Source organism: Kitasatospora cathayae, from assembly GCF_027627435.1.
Classification (GTDB): domain Bacteria; phylum Actinomycetota; class Actinomycetes; order Streptomycetales; family Streptomycetaceae; genus Kitasatospora; species Kitasatospora cathayae.
The window spans coordinates 423,523-442,093 of record NZ_CP115450.1 but is presented as its reverse complement, the minus strand read 5'-3'; the positions used below and the strand labels follow the sequence as shown (position 1 = coordinate 442,093).

The following is an 18,571-nucleotide window of genomic DNA, read 5'->3' as shown; positions in this document are numbered from 1 at the left end:
GTGGTTCAGAAGGCCCGGACGGGTGCGGTGGCGGGTCGGTGGGGGCTCAGGGAGCCGGGGCGGGAGGGGCGGGAGGCGCGCCGATGAGGGCGCGCAGGGCGCGGGGGTCGACCTTGCCGTTGGCGGTGAGGGGGAAGCGGTCGACGACGTGGACGGCGTCGGGCTGTCCGTAGCCCGCGTTGGGGCGGGCCTCCTTCAGGACCACCTGGCGTCCCGCCCGGTCCTTCGCGAGGTAGACGGCCGCGGCGCTGGAGAAGTGCAGGGCCCGTTCGACCCGGTAGGGGAAGGAGCCGCCGTCGTCGCGGGCGGCCATCGCCTCGGTGACGAAGCCGGGCGGGGTGACCCGCTCGGGGACTTCGAAGACCGGGCGGCGCCGGTCGGGCACCAGGGTGCCGTCGGGGCGGGCGACGGCGAGGACGGGGGTGCCGTCCGGGCCGGGGCAGCGGGAGGCGAATCCCCCGTAGCGCACGTGCAGCGGGCCGTTACCCCAGCGCAGGTCGGTGAGGATGTAGGGGCCGGCCTCGCCGTCGAGGAGCTTGCCGAGCTCCAGACGGCGACGGCGTCGTACTTGGTGGGGATGAGTCCCGGGAAGAACAGTGCCACGGACATGCGTCACCCCTGGTTCGTCTGCTGCTGGGCCGGACTCGGGAAGTCGCCGTCCGGCTCGTCCACGCCCGGCGGGCGGTCGCCCAGGGTCACCGCCGCTTCGACCACGGCGGTCCGCCCGACGGAGCACTCGATCCAGGCGGCGGTGAGCACCTCGTCGAGCTCCTCCGCGCGCTCGACCCGCCGGTACCAGAGGCCGAGGTCGCGGGCCTGGCCGGCGGTACCGGTGGCGCGGTCGGCGGCGGCGAACGCGAAACGGGAGTGCGACCCGCAGACGCGCTCCAGGTTCGACTGGAGCCATCCGTACCCGCCGTTGTCGAGCACGACGTACAGCACCGGGGCCGGGATCTCGGCCAGCGTGGGCAGTTCACCGCGGAAGACGTTGAACGCGCCGTCACCGGCCAGCGCCACCACCGGGCGCTCGGGCTCGGCGAGCGCCGCGCCGAACGCCGCGGCGACGCCGAAGCCGAGCGGCGTCTGCTCACTGGGCACGATCGAACCGCCTGCCGAGCGGCAGGTCCAGTGCGGGTAGAAGTACGACCACATGTCCTGCAGGCCGTTCTCCTGCACCAGGATCCGGTCCTCCGGCACCGCCCGGTCGATCGCCTCCAGCACCCTGGCGACCGTCACCGCCCCCTCGGGGACCGTCAGGCGGGCCTGCTCGGCGCGCTTGGCGGCGGCCTCGAACAGCTCGGAGCGCGCCTCCCGCACCAACTCCGCCCAGTCGCGGGCACCGGGACAGGTGGCCAGGGCCGCGGTCCAGCCGGCCACCGTACGGGCCACGTCGCCCAGGACGTTCAGACCGGGGGAGGCGGTGACCACCGAGTCCTCGCCCGCGACCACCTGGATCACCGGCAGCGCGTCGCGCTCGGGCCAGCCGAAGGTCGCGGTCTCCTCCAGCCGGCTGCCGAGCGCCACCACCAGGTCCGCCCGGTGCCACAGCCGGGCGACCGGCTCCTGGGCGTAGAGGCCGGACACCCCGCAGTACAGCGGGTGGTCCTCGGCGACGGTGCCGCGCCCGGAGGCGGTCACGAACACCGGTGCGCCCAGCAGCTCGGCGAAGCGCTCGATCGCGCCGCCCTCGTTGCGGTGCCGGGCACCGCCGCCCACCAGTAGCAGCGGCCGGCGCGCCGCCGCGATCCGCTCGGCGCTCGCGCGCAGCACCTCCTCGTCGGGGGCCAGCCGCTGCGGCCGGGAGTCGCGCCAGGCCACCGGTCGCGGGATGCCCTGCGCGCCGATCTGCTCGGCGATCTCCAGGTAGACCGGGCCGGGCGTGCCGTTGACGGCCGTCGCGACCGCTCGCTCCAGGGCCGCGGGCAGCTGCTCGGGACGGTCGACCCGTTCGGCCCGCTTGACGAACGGCCGTACCGCGGCGAGCTGGTCCAGTTCCTGGAAGGCCCCGGTACCGAGGCGGTCCAGCGCGGTGCCGCCGGCCAGCAGGACGACCGGGGCGGCGGCGCTGCGGGCCTCCAGCAGCCCGGTCAGCGCGTTGGTCAGGGCCGGGCCCTTGCCGACCACGCACACGGCGGGGCTGCCCTGGGCGAGGGCGTGGCCGGTGGCCATGTAGAGGGCGTTGCGCTGGTCCCGGCAGAGCACCACCGTGGTGTTGCTCTCCTCCAGCGCGGCGAGCAGGTCCATGTCGTCGCCGGGCAGGCCGAAGACGGCGTGCACCCCGAGGTGGGCGAGATGGTCCGCGACCGCGAACCAGGCGCCGGGGAACGGGGGTTTGAAGGTGGGGCGGTGGGTCACGGTCGGCCTTCCGGGAGATGCTCGGCGACGGCCTTGGAGATCTGGATCGGTTCGACCCACTGGCCGGTGCCGTCGGTGATGTAGTTCGCCTGCCGCCCGTAGCCGCTGAACGGCGCGTTGCCGTCGTCGGCGGCGAGCAGGGTGGTGTCGGTGGTCACGGTGGTGCGCCGGGAGAGCGCCTTGACGAGGTCGGGCGCCCGGCCGTAGACGCTGGAGCCCAGGGGCCCGTTCGGTGAACATGCGGGTGGTCAGGACGGCAGCGAGTGCCTGTTCGTCCTGGTAGGGCGTCAGGTCGGCGCCCGGGGCGACCACGAAGGGGTTCACGCCCGAACCGAGGAACAGGAACAGCTGGCCGGGGGCGTGTCGGGCGCGGACCTGCTCGGCGTTGCGGCAGGCCCCGGTGAAGACGACCACGTCGGCGCGCCGGGCCTCCTCCTCCAGGAAGTCCCGCTGGCTGGTGGTGGCCAGTTCGACCGGCAGGCCGTGCACCGGCGCCAGCATCGCGTGCAGCCGCGCCATCTGGTCTCCGCCCGGGCCGGCCAGCTCGCCGGTGACCGGGCGCGCGCCCGCGACGACGGTCCGGGTGCCCGCAGTGGCGCGTGAGCACGGCGAAGCCCCCGCCGGACCAGGGCGGGGGCGCGCCGGGAAAGCCAAGTGCCGTGCTCGAGAGGCCGGTTCAGGACCTCCGCGCCACGTGTCGGGCGCGCAACCGGTCGGCCGTGATGGCCAGGCCCAGGACGCAGCCGAGCACGATGTTGGTGTAGTCGGAGTTGACCTGGAGGGTGGTCAGCCCGTTGTTGATCAACTCCAGCAGGACGGCGCCGGCCACGATCCCCAGGACGCGGCCCTGACCACCGGTCAGGCTGACTCCGCCGATGACCGCGGCCGCGATCGCCGTGAGCTCCCAGCCGACGCCGACGCCGCTGGCGGAGCCGACCCCCATCCGGCCCAGCACGAGCATTCCGGCGAAGGCCGACACCAACGAGGAGGCCACGTACATGGACACCACCCGCCGGTCACCGCGGATGCCGGCCAGCCTGGCCGCCTCGGGATTGCCGCCGACCGCGTAGACCTGCCGCCCGGCGTAGGTGCGCTCCAGGAAGAACCACGCGGCGACGGCGATCACCGTGAACAGCACCAGTGGCACCGGGACTTGGGCGAGATAGCTCTGACCGATGTCGCCGAAGAACGGGGAGATGCCGACGATCGAGGTACCGGAGGTGATCGCCAGGGTCACGCCCTGCGCCACGGTGTAGGTGACCAGGGTGACGACGAACGGCGGCATCCGCAGCCGGGTGACGGCCAGTCCGTGGATCAGCCCGACCAGTCCGGCGACGGCCAGGGTTGCCAGCACCGCCAGGCCGGCGGGAAGTCCGGCCCGCACGTTGAACCAGGACATCAGGATCACGCTGGTGCCCAGCAGGGCACCCACCGACAGGTCGATGCCACCGGTCAGGATGACCAACGACTCACCGATCGCGATCAGCCCGTACTGTGCCAGATCGGCGCCCATGCCCTGGAGGTTGACCGCGCTCGCGAAGGTGTCCCGGGCGAGCGCGAGCGCCGCGAACACGGCGACGCAGGCCAGGACGACGCCCACCTCCGGCGTGTCCACCAGTACGCGCAGCCGGCTCCGGGCCGGTGCCTGTGCTTCCCTCTCCGGGGCGGGAGCGGTCCGGGTGGTCATACGGTCGCCTCCGTGTTCGCCGCCGGCTCCGGCCGGCTGGTGGCCGCTGTCATGATCCGTTCCTTGCTGAAGTGCTCGCGCGGCAGGTCGGCGACGATCCGTCCGTGGGCCATCACCAGGATCCGGTGGCAGATCCACAGCAGCTCCTCCAGTTCGGAGGAGGCTGCCAGGACGGCGAGGCCGTCCGCCGCAGCCCGGTCGACGAGCCGGTAGATCTCGGCCTTGGCACCCACGTCGACGCCACGGGTGGGCTCGTCGAGCAGCAGCACCTCGGGGGCGGCGTGCAGCCACCGCCCGAACACGACCTTCTGCTGGTTGCCGCCGGAGAGGTCGCCGATCGGCTGCTCCTGGCTGTGCAGCCGCACCCCCAGGCCGTCGATGATCCGGCGGGAGCGCTCCCGGTCGCCGCCGGGCGCGAGCACGCCGTGCCAGGAGTCGCGCCGCAGGGTGGCCAGGGTCGCGTTCCACCGCACCGGGTGGGAGAGCAGCAGCGACTGCTCTTTGCGGTCCTCCGGCACCAGCCCGATGCCCGCGGCGACCGCGTCGGCGGGGTGGCGCGGGCGGAAACGGCGCCCCTCCAGCTCGACCTCGCCCCCGGTGCGGGGCTGCGCGCCCATCAGGGTGTGCAGCAGCCGGCTGCGGCCCGAGCCCATCAGGCCGGCCACGCCGACGATCTCACCGGCCCGCAGCTCCAGATCGACCGGGCCGAGGCCGTCCGCGGTCAGCCCCCGGGCGGTCAGGACGGTGCGGGCCGTCATGGGGGCACGGCGGACGGCCAGGTCGCGGGCGAGTTCGCCGCCGACCATCTCGCGGATCATCCGCGCCTCGGTGGCCTCGGCCGGGGTGAGATCGGCGACCAGGCGGCCGCCGCGCAGCACCAGCACGCGGTCGGCGACGTCCCGCACCTCGTCCAGGCGGTGGCCGATGAACAGCACCGCGCCGCCGTCCGCGGCGTGCCGCCGGGCGAGGGCGAGGACCTTGCCGGCCTCGACCGGCCCGAGCGAGGAGGTCGGCTCGTCCAGGATCAGGACCAGCGGCCGGTTGCCCCAGGCCTTGGCGATCTCGGTCATCTGCCGCAGCGGGACGGGCAGCCGCTCCACCGGGCGATCGACGTCGACGCCCTCGACGCCGATGTCCGCCAGCAGTTCGCGGGCCTCGCGGCGGGTGCCGGCGCGGTCGAACAGGGCCCGGCGCAGCGCCCCGGCGCCCTGGGCGGCCCGGGTGCGCCGGCCGAGCAGCAGGTTCTCGGCCACGCTCATCCGGCCGACCAGCGGGAACTCCTGCGCCACCAGGCTGACCCCGAGGGCCTTGGCGTGGTCGGGCCGGCCCGGCTGAAGGGGGCGGCCGGCGATCAGGACCTCACCGGCGGTGGGGGAGACGGTGCCGGACAGCACGCCCATCAGGGTCGACTTCCCGGCGCCGTTCTCCCCGACCACACAGGTGATCTGACCGTACATCAGATCGAGCTCGGGGATGTCCAGCACGGTGACCGGCCCGTAGCTCTTGCGCACCGCGCGCAGGGCCGCGGCCGACTGACCGGCGGTGCGGGCGCCCGGCCCGGTCATCCTGTGATGCCGAGCTGGGTCTGCTTGGCGCGGAACGCCGCCAGATTGTCCGGGGTCACCACGCCGACGCCGGAGCTCAGGGTGCTGCCGTCGGACTCCAGGAACGGCTTGACGATGGCCATGGTGGCGTCCTTGCCCAGCACCTTGAGCGCGGCCAGCAGGTAGGCGCCGGTGTAACCTTGCTGGTAGGGCGACTGGACGACGGTCGCCTGGATGACGCCCTGCTGGATGAACGTGAGGGTCTGGGCGTCGCTGTCGTCCGAGACCACCTTGACCTTGCCGGTCCGGCCCGCGGCCTGCACGGCCTGCGCGGCGGAGGGGCCGTCGTAGGAGTAGACGCCGTACAGGCCGGTCACGCCCGGGTCGGTCTGGATGGCGGTCTGGGCGTTGGTGAGGGCCTTGGCCGCGTCCATGCTGTCGGCGAGCTTGTTGGACACCTTGATGTCGGTGCCCTTCAACGCGTCCTCGAAGCCCTGGATGCGTTCGACGGCGTTGGAGGCGGTCAGCGAGCCGACCAGCACCACGACCTTGCCGTGGCCGCCCAGCGCGGCCTTCATCGCCTCGCCGGCCCGCTTGCCGGCCTGGTAGTTGGGCGTGCCGAGGTAGAGCGCGGCGCCGTCCTCGGCGGGCAGCGGCGAGTCGATCGCCAGCACCGGGATTCCGGCCGAACCGGCGGACTGGATGGGCGACTTGACGGCCGTCGGGTCGATCGCGGAGAGCGAGAAGGCGGAGATGTCCTGGCCGCGCAGGGTCTGGAGGATGGACAGCTGCTGGTCCAGCCGGCCGTTCGCCGGGGCCTGGAAGGTGCCCTTGACGCCGAGGTCGGCGAGGCCCTTGGTGAAGCCGGCCTTTCCGGCGTTCCAGTAGTCCACGGCGACGTTGACCACCATGGCCAGGTCCAGCTGGGAGAGGTCCTTGCCCTGGAGGGCCGTCTTGAGCGCGGCGTCGAGGCGGGTCAGGTTGTCGTCGTTGAAGGTGATGTCGCCCTGGATCGCGGGTGCGGCGGCCGGCGAGCCGCCGGTGGAGGTGCCGGAGTCACCGGCGCCCTGCTTGCTGCAGCCGACGGCCAGCGCGAGGACGACGATCGCGGTGGATGCGACGCGGGTGGCTCTGGAGAGCCGGGGCAGGGTTGTGCGCATGAGGTGGTTCCTCTCGATCGCTGCCGGTGAGTGGGGAGCAGGAGAAAGGCGCGGCGAACCGGCGCGAATGCTCGGGTGTGCTGGTGTGCCGGTGTGGAGTGTGAGCGCTCACATTGCCCAGCGTCAACCACCGTGCAACCACGGACGTGTGACGTACTGACGGCCGGTCATGGGCGATTGGCGCGTTTCCACGCTGTGGACCTGTCAGAACTCTTGACGGGACACGGGCGGTGCGGGCACTGTCACCGGTCCAGGAACCTCCACTTCCCGCCCGGGCCGAAGTGTGTCGCCACGGGCTGGATTGTTAGCGCTCACTTTCCCCTGGCCGCGCTCACGATGAGCAGGGAGACACCATGAGTGACACCAACAGGACCACCCGTGGACGGGGCGCACTGCGCCGCCTCGCCCGCGCCGGGGCGGCTCTCGCCGTCCTCGTCGGCGCCCTCGCCGGCGCCACCGCGACCAGCGGTGTGGCTCAGGCGGCCACGCAGGGGCCGTGCGACATCTACGCCGCCGGCAACACGCCCTGTGTGGCCGCGCACAGCACCACCCGCGCGCTCTACGCCGGATACGGCGGGCCGCTGTACCAGGTCCGGCGTTCCTCGGACCAGGCGCTGCGGGACATCGGCGTCCTGAGCGCCGGCGGCTACGCCGACGCCGCCACCCAGGACTCCTTCTGTGCCGGCACCAGCTGCGTGATCACCGTGATCTACGACCAGTCCGGCAAGGGCAACCACCTCACCCAGGCCCCCGGCGGCGGCGCCGCGCCCGGTCCGGACAACCTCGCGGACGCGACCCTGGCGCCCACCACGCTGAACGGCCACCGCGCCTACGGCGTGTACGTCGCACCGGGCACCGGCTACCGCAACAACCACACCTCCGGCGTCGCCACCGGCGACCAGCCCGAGGGGATGTACGCGATCCTCGACGGCACCCACTACAACGGCGGCTGCTGCTTCGACTACGGCAACGCCGAGACCAGCAGCACCGACACCGGCAACGGCCACATGGAGGCCATCTACTTCGGCAACATCAAGGTCTGGGGCTACGGCAGCGGGACCGGCCCCTGGGTGATGGCCGACCTGGAGAACGGCCTGTTCTCCGGTGTCAACGCGGGCTACAACGCCAACGACCCGACGGTGAACCACCGCTACCTGACGGCCATGGTCAAGGGCGCCCCCAACCAGTGGGCGATCCGCGCCGGCGACGCCCAGTCCGGCGGGCTGTCGACCTTCTACTCCGGTCCGCGCCCGAACGTGGCGGGCTACAACCCGATGCACAAAGAGGGCGCGATCATCCTCGGCATCGGCGGCGACAACAGCAAGGGCGCCCGCGGCACCTTCTACGAGGGCGTGATGACCTCCGGCTACCCGTCGGAGGCCACCGAGAACGCCGTCCAGGCCAACATCGTCGCGGCCGGCTACGCCAGTACCCCGGTGACCGCCACGGGGGCGCTGCGCGGCGCCGGTTCGGGCAAGTGCCTGGACGTTCCCAACGCCTCCACCACCCCCGGGACGCAGGCGCAGATCTACAGCTGCTCCGGAGCGGCGAACCAGACCTGGACCCGCACCGCCGCCGGACAGCTCACCGTGAACGTCTCCGGCACCACGCTGTGCCTGGACGCCTACGGCGGCGCGACGGCCGACGGCACCAAGGTGGTGACCTGGCCCTGCAACGGCGGTGCCAACCAGCAGTGGCAGTTCAACTCCGACGGCAGCGTCACCGGCGTCCAGTCCGGCCGCTGCCTGGACGTCGCCGGGGCGCTCACCGCCGACGCCACGCCCGTCCAGTTGTGGAGCTGCTGGGGCGGCGACAACCAGAAGTGGACCCTCGGGTAGCACCCGCTCCGGCCGACCCGGCCCCGGCCCCGGCCCCGACTCCGCGCAGCCGCGGAGCCGGGGCCCGGCCAACTCCTCTTGACCGCGCCTGCCGCATCGGCGCCGGGCGGACTGGAAGATCGATTCGGAGGTGTGGCAGGGAAATGAGTCGCCGCAGCGCGCAGGGGTCATTACCGTCGGGGGGCATGAAGCTTCTCTCCGTCAATGTGGGCAGGCCCCGACCCAACCCGTGGAAGGGCCTCAGTGCGACGGGCATCGACAAGCAGCCCGTTGACGGGCCGGTCGCGGTCACCGCCCCCGGCCCGAAGGGCACCGGCGCGGTCGGTCTCGCCGGCGACCGCGTCTACGACGTGAAACACCACGGCGGCTCCGATCAGGCCGTCTACGCCTATGCCCGCGAGGATCTCGACGGTTGGGAGGCCGAGCTGGGCAGGCCGCTCGCCAACGGGGTCTTCGGAGAGAACCTCACGACCGTCGGCCTCGACGTCAACGGCGCCCTGATCGGTGAACGTTGGCGGATCGGGCCGGATGTGGTCCTGGAGGTGTCGTGCGCGCGGATCCCATGCTCGACGTTCGAGGGGTGGCTGCAGCGAGAGGGCTGGATCACGCGGTTCACCCGGGCCGGCGTGCCGGGTGCCTATCTGCGCGTGGTCGAGCCGGGAGCCATTCGGACCGGCGACCCCGTCGGGATCGTGCACCGGCCCGACCACGACGTGACCGTCGAAGTCGTCTTCCGCGCGATGACGCTCGAACCGGCCCTGCTGCCGCGACTCCTGGCCGCCGACGCGCTGCCCGAGGAGGTTCGGGCACTGGCTCACAGGCGCACGACCGCGTAGCTGATCGCGTTCTTCGGCGGAGCGGCTGCGCGAACGGGGGGGCGGCGGAGTCCAACGCTGGCGTGTGAGGACGGACTTGGATTTCCGCCTCGCTGCCGTGACGGGGCGCGGGCGGCGAGGAACGGCCGAGCCGTGCGACGAAGCGGCGGAGTCGACCCTCCTCCGTGCCGAGGTCAGCGACGCCGCGGGCGGCACCGCAGCGCTCAGCTACCCGATCGGCCTGGCCCGAACGCGCTGCGTGTGCATCGCTCACCTTCCCGCTGCCCCGGCGCGAACAGCGGGAAGGTGATCCGGCAACTCACCCCCGTGGAGGAGGTGTGCGCGTTAACTTGGCGGTATTGGCACATGTCGGCGGCCTGAAGTGCTGGTAAGAAGGGGAGCTGCCGTTGAGCCGAGGGTGACGGATTGGCCTGGACCTGGTCGCGTACTGTGGTCCACAACCGAGGAGGGGACTGCAAGTGGGAACCGACAGCGCCGGGACGGAACAGCGCCAGCCCGTGATGGCGGACGTGGCGAAACTGGCGGGAGTGTCCCACCAGACGGTGTCCCGGGTGCTCAACGGTGCCCCGCACGTCCGGCCCGACACCCGGGACCGGGTGCTGGCCGCCATCCGGGAGCTGGACTACCGGCCCAACTCCGCCGCCCGCGCGCTGGTCACCCGCCGCTCGCAGACCCTCGGGGTGGTCAGCTTCGACTCGACCCTGTACGGCCCCGCCTCGATGCTGGACGGCATCGAGCAGGCCGCGCGCAGCGCCGGGTACTTCGTGAGCGTGACCAGCCTGCGCTCCCTGGACGGCCGTTCGGTCCAGGACGCCGTCGACCGGCTGCGCGACCAGGGGGTGGAAGGCGTGGTGGTGATCGCGCCGCAGACCTCCTCCGTCAGCGCGGTGGCCCGGTTGTCCAGCACCGTGCCGGTCGTCGCGGTCGGGTCGGGCGACCAGAGCCGGGTGCCCATGGTGTCGGTGGGCAACCGCTTCGGTGCCGAAGAGGTTACCGGGCACCTGCTCGACCTGGGGCACCGCACGGTGCACCACCTGGCGGGGCCGGCGAACTGGCTGGAGAGCCGGGACCGCGAGGAGGGATGGCGCCTCGCGCTGCGGGAGGCCGGAGCTCCCGTGCCGGAGGTGGAGCGCGGTGACTGGAGCGCCCGCTCGGGTTATCAGGCGGGTCTGCGGATCGCCCGACTGGCCGAGGTCACCGCAGTCTTCTGCGCGAACGATCACATGGCGCTCGGCCTGTTGCGGGCTCTGCACGAGGCCGGCCGCTCGGTCCCCGAGGGCATCAGCGTGGTCGGCTTCGACGACATCCCGGAGGCCGCGTACTTCACCCCGCCGCTGACCACCGTGCGGCAGGACTTCGCCGAACTCGGCCGCCGGGCCCTGGAGATGCTCGTCGGGGAGCTGGAGGGCGTGGCGCTCTCCGATTCCCATGTGCAGATCCTGCCGGAGATGGTGCTGCGGCGCAGCGTGGGCCCTGCCCCCGGGGCGTTCAGTCTGTAGTCGCCGGCCGGCGCGCTGATCACCCGGTTTTGAGAGTTCCGCCCTTGTGAAACTTCCCTTGACACCGTGATTGTTAGCGCTAACAATCACGGTGAGCGTTAACAACATGCTCCTCCCACTCCGCCGGCCGGGCCACCACCGCATCCCGCTTCGTGCGCCCGGCCGACGGCCAGCGTTCCGCCCTTAAGAGGGAGAGGTAGCGGAACGAAGCCTGTCGCCGGTGCGTTCCGCCCTGCCCCGGTCGAGGACCGCACCGGCGACAGACGACGGACAGCAGACCACAGCCGACAGCCGATGGCTGACAGGCGCACACCACAGCCCTCCCGTACGAAGGATGACGAAGTGACCGTGATCCCTGCCGCGCACGACTCCGACCGGTACGTCGTCGGCGTCGACTTCGGCACCCTCTCCGGCCGCGCCGTGGTGGTCCGGGTCCGGGACGGCGAGGAGCTGGGCACCGCCGTCCACGACTACCCGCACGCCGTGATCGACCGCGAGCTGCCCGGCACCGGCCGGCCGCTCCCGCCCGACTGGGCGCTCCAGCACCCGGCGGACTGGCGCGAGGTGCTGCGCACCGCCGTCCCGGCCGCGCTCACCGCCGCCGGCGTCGACCCCGCCCAGGTCATCGGCATCGCCACCGACTTCACCGCCTGCACCGTCCTGCCGGTGCTCGCCGACGGCACCCCACTGGCCGAGACCTCCACCTGGGCGGATCGCCCGCACGCCTGGCCCAAGCTCTGGAAGCACCACGCGGCGCAGCCCCAGGCCGACCGGATCAACGCGCTGGCCCACGCCCGCGGCGAGAAGTGGATCTCCCGGTACGGCGGCAGGATCTCCGCCGAGTGGCAGTACGCCAAGGCACTGCAGGTGCTGGAGGAGGACCCGGCCGTCTACGCCGCCTGCGAGCGCTGGATCGAGGCCGCCGACTGGATCGTCTGGCAGCTCACCGGCGCCGAGAGCCGAAACACCTGCACGGCCGGCTACAAGGGCATCCACCAGGACGGGAGTTACCCGAGCGAGGACTACCTCGCCGCGCTCCACCCGGAGTTCGCCGACTTCGCCCGTACCCGCCTGGAGCACCCGCTCTCCCCGCTGGGCTCCCGGGTCGGCGCGCTCACCGCGCAGGCGGCGGAGTGGACCGGCCTGCCCGCCGGCATCGCCGTCGCCGCCGGCAACGTCGACGCCCACGTGGCCGCACCGGCCGCCCGCGCCGTCGACAACGGCCGACTCCTCGCCATCATGGGCACGTCCACCTGCCACGTGGTCAACGGCGCCACCCTCGCCGACGTCCCCGGCATCTGCGGAGTGGTCGAGGACGGCATCGTCACCGGCTCCTACGGCTACGAGGCCGGCCAGAGCGCCGTCGGCGACATCTTCGCCTGGTGGCTGCGCCAGGGCGTGCCCGCCGACTACCTGGCCGAGGCCGAAGCGAACGGCGAGGACCTCCACCACCTGCTCACCCGCAAGGCCGCCGACCAACCCGTCGGGGCACACGGCCTGGTGGCGCTCGACTGGATGAACGGCAACCGCTCCACCCTGGTCGACCACCACCTGTCCGGCGTGATCGTCGGCCTCACCCTGGCCACCCGGCCCGAGGAGATCTACCGGGCCCTGCTGGAGGCCACCGCCTTCGGCACCCGCGTCATCGTCGAGGCGCTGGAGCGGGGCGGCGTCCCCGTCACCGAGTTCATCGTCACCGGCGGCCTCAAGAAGAACGCCCTGCTGATGCAGATCCACGCCGACGTGCTGCGCCGGCCGGTCTCGGTCGCCGAGTCCGAGCAGGGCCCGGCACTCGGCTCGGCGATCCACGCCGCCGTCGCCGCCGGAGCGTACCCGGACGTCCGGACCGCGGCCGCCGCCATGGGCCGGGTGCGGCGGGGCGCGTACCGGCCCGACCCGGCCGCCGCCGACACCTACGACCGGCTCTTCGCCGAATACCGCGCCCTGCACGACCACTTCGGCCTCGGTGCCGACAAGCTCCTGCACCGCCTGCGCGACATCCGCAACGCCGCCCTCACCACACCGAGCGAGGCCCTGTGAACGCAACCACCGGCCGCCCTGTGAACGCAAACACCGGCCGCCCGAACGCAACCACCGGCTCTGTGAACGCGACCATCGACCGCATCCGCCGCCAGGTCAGCGACCTCCACCAGGAACTGGTCCGCTACAACCTGGTGGTCTGGACGGCCGGCAACGTCTCCGCCCGCGTCCCCGGCGAGGACCTGCTGGTCATCAAACCGAGCGGAGTCTCCTACGACGAGCTGACCCCGGCGAACATGATCGTCTGCGACCTCGACGGCAAGGTCGTCGACGGCCAGCACGCGCCCTCCTCCGACACCGCCGCCCACGCCTACGTCTACCGCCACCTCCCCGAGGTCGGCGGCGTGGTCCACACCCACTCCACCTACGCCTGCGCCTGGGCGGCCCGCGGCGAGGCCGTCCCCTGCGTGCTCACCGCGATGGCCGACGAGTTCGGCGCCGAGATCCCGGTCGGCCCGTTCGCCCTGATCGGCGACGACTCGATCGGCCGCGGCATCGTGGAAACGCTCACAGGCCACCGGTCGCCCGCCGTCCTGATGCAGAACCACGGCGTCTTCACCATCGGCAAGGACGCCAAGGCCGCCGTGAAGGCCGCCGTGATGTGCGAGGACGTCGCCCGCACCGTCCACCTCTCCCGCCAGCTCGGCGAGCCCCTGCCGATCGCCCAGGCGGACATCGACAGCCTCAACCACCGCTACCAGAACGTCTACGGCCAGCCCCAGGCCCGGTAAGGAGCCACCCCGTGAAGAAGTCACCGGACGGACGCCAGGTCTGGTTCCTGACCGGCAGCCAAGGGCTCTACGGCGAGCAGACGCTGCGCCAGGTCGCCGAGCAGTCCCGGCAGATCGCCGCCGCCCTGGACGACGACCCGGCGATGCCCGTCGAGGTGGTCTGGAAGCCCGTCCTCACCGACGCGAGCGCCATCCGTCGGGTCTGCCTGGAGGCCAACTCCGCGGACGACTGCATCGGCCTGATCGCCTGGATGCACACCTTCTCCCCGGCCAAGATGTGGATCGCCGGCCTCGACGCCCTGCAGAAGCCGCTGCTCCACCTGCACACCCAGGCCAACGTCGAACTGCCCTGGGACTCCATCGACATGGACTTCATGAACCTGAACCAGGCCGCCCACGGCGACCGCGAGTTCGGCTACATCCAGTCCCGCCTCGGCGTCGCCCGCAAGACCGTCGCCGGACACGTCAGCGACCCGACCGTGGCCGCCAGGGTCGCCACCTGGGCCCGCGCCGCCGCCGGCCGTGCCGAACTGCGCGGCCTCAAGCTCGCCCGCTTCGGCGACAACATGCGCGACGTCGCCGTCACCGAGGGCGACAAGGTCGAGGCCCAGCGCCGCTTCGGCGTCTCCGTCAACACCTACGGCGTCAACGACCTGGTCGCCGCGGTGGACGCGGCCGACGACGGCGACGTCACCGCGCTCGTCAAGGACTACGAGGACGGCTACCGCCTCGCGCCCGAGCTGCGGGCCGGCGGCGAGCGCCACGAATCGCTGCGCTACGCGGCGCGCATCGAGCTCGGCCTGCGCGGCTTCCTGGAGCAGGGCGGCTTCAAGGCCTTCACCACGAACTTCGAGGACCTCGGCGGACTACGCCAACTGCCCGGCCTCGCCGTGCAGCGGCTGATGGCCGACGGCTACGGCTTCGGCGGCGAGGGCGACTGGAAGACCGCCACCCTGCTGCGCACCCTCAAGGTGGTGTCCGGCGGGCTGCCCGGCGGCACCTCCTTCATGGAGGACTACACCTACCACCTGGAGTTCGGCTGCGAGCTGATCCTCGGCGCACACATGCTGGAGGTCTGCCCGAGCATCGCGGCCGGCACCCCCTCCTGCGAGATCCACCCGCTGTCGATCGGCGGACGGGAGGACCCGGTCCGGCTGGTCTTCGACGCCGAGCCCGGCCCGGCCGTGGTGGTCGGCCTCGCGGACCTGGGCGACCGGTTCCGGCTGGTCGCCAACGAGGTGGACGTGGTCGTGCCACCGGCACCGCTGCCGCACCTGCCGGTCGCCCGCGCGGTGTGGGAGCCGCGTCCGGACCTCCACACCTCCACCGAGGCCTGGCTGACGGCCGGCGGGCCGCACCACACCGTGCTCTCCCGCGCGGTCGGCACCGAGGAGCTCGAGGACCTCGCCGAGATGCTGGGGGTGGAGCTCCTGGTGATCGACGAGGACACGTCGCTCCGCCGGTTCACCAGGGAACTGCGCTGGAACCAGGCGTACTACCGCCTGGCCCAGGGGCTGTGAGCCCCGTGCCGAGAGCCGACGACGCCCGCCGACCCGGCGGGCGTCGCCCGTTTCCCCCACGATCCCGCAAGGAACGGAGCATCCCGGTGCAGAGCGACGCACTCGTGTCCCAGGGTGAACTGACGATCTCCCAGGAGGTCGCCGCCACCATGCCGGACGGACGGCCCGTCACCCGCTGGACCATCGGCTCGCCCGAGGGCGTGACCGCCGAGGTGCTCAGTCTCGGCGCCCGCCTCCAGGCCCTGCACGCGCCGGACCGGCACGGACGGCGAGCGAACGTGGTCCTCGGCTGCGACCGCGTCGAGGACCTGCTCGGGGAGGCCGCGTACTTCGGCGCGACGGTCGGCCGCTACGCCAACCGGATCGCGGACGGCGCACTGCCGCTCGGGGGCACGACGCACCGGCTGGCGACCCAGCCGAACGGCCACACCCTGCACGGCGGAACGGACGGCTTCGCCACCCGGCTGTGGGACGGCGTGGCGGTCCGGGAGGGCCGTCGGGCCGGGGTGCGCCTGCGCCTGCACAGCCCCGACGGTGACCAGGGGTTCCCGGGGGAACTCAGCGTCGAGGTGACGTACCTGCTCGACCCGGCTGGCGCGCTGTGGATCGGCTACCGGGCGACCACGGACGCCCCGACGGTGGTCAACCTCACCAACCACGCGTACTTCAACCTGGCCGGCGAGGGCAGCGGGACGGTGCTGTACCACCTGCTCCGGGTCGATGCCGCCGGTTACCTCCCGGTCGACGCCGAACTGATCCCGATCGGTCCCGTCGCACGCGTTCTCGGCACGCCCTTCGACCTGCGCGAAGCCCGGCGGATCGGGGACCGCGTCGTCGACCGGGACCCGCAGATCCGCCGGGCGGGCCAGGGCTTCGACCACACCTGGGTGCTGGACGGGAACGGGTTCCGGCGCGTCGCCGTCCTGAGCCATCCGGCCAGCGGCCGGCGCCTCGAGTGCCTCACGACGGAACCGGGGCTGCAGGTCTACACCGGCAACCTCTTCGACGGCACGCTGACCGGCCGCTCCGGTCACCCGTACGAGGCGTACGCGGGCATCGCGCTGGAGACCCAGCACTTCCCGGACTCGCCCAACCGCCCCGAGTACCCCTCCACCGTCCTGCGCCCGGGGGAGGAGTTCCGCTCGATGACGGTTTACTGCTTCTCGGCCGGGTAGGGGCTTCAGGTCGAGGGGAACGGGGCGGTGGGCCGGGTGGGGCCCGCCGCCCCTTTTCATCCCGCGACGAGGACCCGCACGTCCCAGGCGTCCAAGGAGACCGGCCTGCCGACCGGCACCGGGGTGCCGCTGAGCACGTCGACCAGTGCGGCGGGCGCCGGCACCTCGACGGGCTGCCAGCTCCAGTTGTGCACCACGTGGACGCGGCGCCCGTCCGGGGCCGTCCCGGTGGTCGCGGTGACCGAGGTGGGCAGCTCGCGCCAGCCGTTCGTCGGGGCGGGGGCCAGCCAGGCGGCCAGCGCCCGGGCCAGGTCGCGGCCGGGCACGGTGCCGACGCAGGTCACCCGACCGGAGCCGTGGGCGCGGGTGGTGACGGCCGGCCAGCGGCCGAAGTGCGGGTGGTCGTACTGGGCCAGCACCGTGGCGTCGGTGGCGGTGAGGCCCTCCACCCAGCGGGTCGCGGTGGCGCCCGCGGGGAGCTCCAGCGGGCTGCCGGGGGCGGCGTGCACCGGGAGGTCCGCGGGCAGGTTGCTGAACTCGTCGTACCACGCGCCCGCGGCGGAGCTCAGGCGCGGCGGGGCGGTCTCGTGGCGGGCCCGGGCCTCGTGGTCGGCGTAGCCGGTGCGGGGGCCGAGCACCAGGTGGCCGCCGGCCTCGGCATAGGCCGCGAGCCAGTCGAGCAGGGAGTCCTCGGCGAGGTAGAGCCCGGGGACCACCAGTACGGGATGGCGCCGTGCGGCCTCGTCGGGTGCCGGACCGTCGCGCTCGGTCCGGGCGTCGTGCAGCCGGCGGGCGTGCAGGATCCGCACCTGGCGGCCGGCCTCGAACGCGCCGCGGTAGAAGGGGTCGAAGATTCGGTGGTAGGAGGTCGGATCGGGGCTGCCGTCCGGCTTCGCCAGCGGCGGATGCTTCTGCATCAGCCACTTGCTGGGCATCGAGTAGACCATCGCGATGTCGGCGTCGGGCTCGAGCCCGGCGACCAGCGGCCCTGCGGTCTCGAACTCGCCGCCGAGCCGGGCGAGTTCGGCGTAGACCCGGCCGGGCTTGCCGCTGTGCGGAAGGATCCCGCCCCAGTACGTCTCGGTGCCGAAGTGCAGGGTGTGCCAGTGCCAGTACTCGATCATCCGGGCGCCGCGCGAGACCAGGGCCCAGGAGGCCTGCCGCCACTGGCCGTCGAAGGCGGGCCGGTTCTCCGAACTGCCGCTGATGGCCTGGGCGTTGGTCTCGGTGACGAGGAAGGGTTCCTGGCGGGAGGAGAAGACCCGGTCGGCGCTCTGGTACAGCGCCCACACGCCGGTGGTCTTCCACTGCTGCTCGTGGTCGTGCGGCGTGGGGTCGGGCAACGCCAGCGCGTCCTGCATGTCGTAGTACGGGTTGCCTGCGGTGACGTCCAGGGCGTCGGTGATCTCGTCGTCCGCCATCGCGGGGTGGTGGTAGGCGAGGCAGGTGGTGACGAACTGGTCGGGGCGGGCGTACTCGCGCGCGATGGCGGCCTGCCAGGCGATGAACTCGGTGGTCTGGCGGGCCTGGAACGCCCGCCAGGCGACGTCGTACTGCGGCTGCTGGTTGTCGTCGGGCGTCCAGAGGTCGGCCCAGGTGGAGAGGCGGTGCGACCAGTAGACCAGTCCCCACTCGCGGTTGAGGTTCTCCACGTCGCCGTAGGTGTGCCGCAGGTGGTCGACGAACCGTTGGAAGACGCCGTGGTTGTGCGGCAGGCGCAGGCCGGGCTCGTTGTCGACCTGGAAGCCGATGACGGCCGGGTGCCGGGCGTGGCGGTCGAGGATCGCCCGGGTGACGCGTTCGGCGTGGTGGCGGAAGGCGGGATGGGAGAAGTCGGCTTCCTGGCGGGCACCCCAGCCCATCGGCCGGCCGGTGGCCTGCTCGGTGACGATCTCCGGGTACTGCCGGGCCAGCCACGGCGGCACGGCGTACGTGGGTGTGCCCAGGATGACGGCGATGCCGCGCTCGTGGGCGCCGTCGAGGACGGGGGTCAGCCAGTCCACTTCGAAGCGACCGTTCTCCGGTTCCCAGGTGGACCAGACCGACTCGCCGACCCGGATGACGGTGAACCTCGCCTTCGCCATCAGGTCGAGGTCTTCCTCGAGCCGTTCGCACGGCTGGTACTCGTGGTAGTAGGCGGCGCCGAACAGCACGCGCGGGGGCAGTAGGACCATGGGTGCACCTCG

The 18,571-nt window shown here is 72.7% G+C and carries 15 protein-coding genes; 8 read left to right on the top strand and 7 right to left on the bottom strand.

What is annotated here, in order from left to right:
• Positions 1–46 precede the first annotated feature (46 nt).
• Genes O1G21_RS02160 through O1G21_RS02150 form a run of 3 tightly spaced genes read right to left on the bottom strand, consistent with a single transcriptional unit; the run spans position 47 to position 2,513 of the window.
• Entirely contained in the window at positions 47–616 is a 570-nt protein-coding gene (locus O1G21_RS02160) for a class III lanthionine synthetase LanKC N-terminal domain-containing protein (RefSeq protein ID WP_405000577.1), read from the bottom strand.
• Positions 613–2,355, bottom strand: coding sequence for a thiamine pyrophosphate-binding protein (locus tag O1G21_RS02155; RefSeq protein WP_270140247.1), 1,743 nt, complete (start codon positions 2,353–2,355; stop codon positions 613–615). The genes O1G21_RS02160 and O1G21_RS02155 overlap by 4 nt, the downstream gene beginning before the upstream one ends.
• Positions 2,352–2,513: a hypothetical protein gene (locus O1G21_RS02150; RefSeq protein WP_270140245.1), complete on the bottom strand. Its 162-nt coding sequence runs from the start codon at positions 2,511–2,513 to the stop codon at positions 2,352–2,354. The genes O1G21_RS02155 and O1G21_RS02150 overlap by 4 nt, the downstream gene beginning before the upstream one ends.
• Positions 2,514–2,715: 202 nt before the next feature.
• Here O1G21_RS02150 and O1G21_RS02145 point away from each other — a divergent pair, with 202 nt between their 5' ends.
• Positions 2,716–2,958, top strand: a complete 243-nt coding sequence (locus O1G21_RS02145; RefSeq protein ID WP_270140244.1) for a hypothetical protein — start codon at positions 2,716–2,718, stop codon at positions 2,956–2,958.
• 73 nt (positions 2,959–3,031) lie between these two features.
• Here the strand turns inward: O1G21_RS02145 and O1G21_RS02140 are convergent, their stop codons facing one another.
• From O1G21_RS02140 to O1G21_RS02130, 3 genes are read right to left on the bottom strand one after another with little or no spacing between them, the layout of a single operon-like run.
• Positions 3,032–4,042, bottom strand: coding sequence for an ABC transporter permease (locus O1G21_RS02140; RefSeq protein WP_270140243.1), 1,011 nt, complete (start codon positions 4,040–4,042; stop codon positions 3,032–3,034).
• Complete coding sequence (locus tag O1G21_RS02135; protein ID WP_270140241.1) at positions 4,039–5,607, bottom strand: sugar ABC transporter ATP-binding protein; 1,569 nt, start codon at positions 5,605–5,607, stop codon at positions 4,039–4,041. The genes O1G21_RS02140 and O1G21_RS02135 overlap by 4 nt, the downstream gene beginning before the upstream one ends.
• A complete protein-coding gene (locus O1G21_RS02130) occupies positions 5,604–6,746 on the bottom strand; it encodes a substrate-binding domain-containing protein (RefSeq protein WP_270140240.1) in 1,143 nt (380 codons plus the stop codon). The genes O1G21_RS02135 and O1G21_RS02130 overlap by 4 nt, the downstream gene beginning before the upstream one ends.
• Positions 6,747–7,099: 353 nt before the next feature.
• On the opposite strand from O1G21_RS02130, the gene O1G21_RS02125 reads away from it, so the two are divergent.
• From O1G21_RS02125 to O1G21_RS02095, 7 genes are all read left to right on the top strand, one after another.
• A complete protein-coding gene (locus O1G21_RS02125) occupies positions 7,100–8,584 on the top strand; it encodes an arabinofuranosidase catalytic domain-containing protein (protein WP_270140238.1) in 1,485 nt (494 codons plus the stop codon).
• Positions 8,585–8,769: 185 nt separating this feature from the next.
• Positions 8,770–9,420 carry an MOSC domain-containing protein gene (locus tag O1G21_RS02120; protein WP_270140236.1) on the top strand — a complete coding sequence of 217 codons (651 nt, stop codon included), beginning with the start codon at positions 8,770–8,772 and terminating at the stop codon, positions 9,418–9,420.
• 500 nt (positions 9,421–9,920) lie between these two features.
• Entirely contained in the window at positions 9,921–10,919 is a 999-nt protein-coding gene (locus O1G21_RS02115) for a LacI family DNA-binding transcriptional regulator (RefSeq protein WP_449786415.1), read from the top strand.
• A 294-nt stretch (positions 10,920–11,213) separates the two neighbouring features.
• Complete coding sequence (locus O1G21_RS02110) at positions 11,214–12,959, top strand: ribulokinase (protein ID WP_405000576.1); 1,746 nt, start codon at positions 11,214–11,216, stop codon at positions 12,957–12,959.
• A 62-nt stretch (positions 12,960–13,021) separates the two neighbouring features.
• Complete coding sequence (locus tag O1G21_RS02105) at positions 13,022–13,690, top strand: L-ribulose-5-phosphate 4-epimerase (RefSeq protein WP_270140231.1); 669 nt, start codon at positions 13,022–13,024, stop codon at positions 13,688–13,690.
• An 11-nt stretch (positions 13,691–13,701) separates the two neighbouring features.
• Complete coding sequence (araA, locus tag O1G21_RS02100) at positions 13,702–15,210, top strand: L-arabinose isomerase (RefSeq protein WP_270140229.1); 1,509 nt, start codon at positions 13,702–13,704, stop codon at positions 15,208–15,210.
• A gap of 86 nt (positions 15,211–15,296) precedes the next feature.
• The gene (locus O1G21_RS02095; RefSeq protein WP_270140227.1) at positions 15,297–16,385 is read left to right on the top strand and encodes an aldose epimerase family protein; all 1,089 of its coding nucleotides are present in this window, start codon (positions 15,297–15,299) and stop codon (positions 16,383–16,385) included.
• A 56-nt stretch (positions 16,386–16,441) separates the two neighbouring features.
• Here O1G21_RS02095 and O1G21_RS02090 read toward each other — a convergent pair whose 3' ends face one another.
• Positions 16,442–18,559 (bottom strand): beta-galactosidase, encoded by a 2,118-nt coding sequence (locus O1G21_RS02090; RefSeq protein ID WP_270140225.1) that lies wholly within the window; start codon positions 18,557–18,559, stop codon positions 16,442–16,444.
• Between the last annotated feature and the right edge of the window lie 12 nt (positions 18,560–18,571).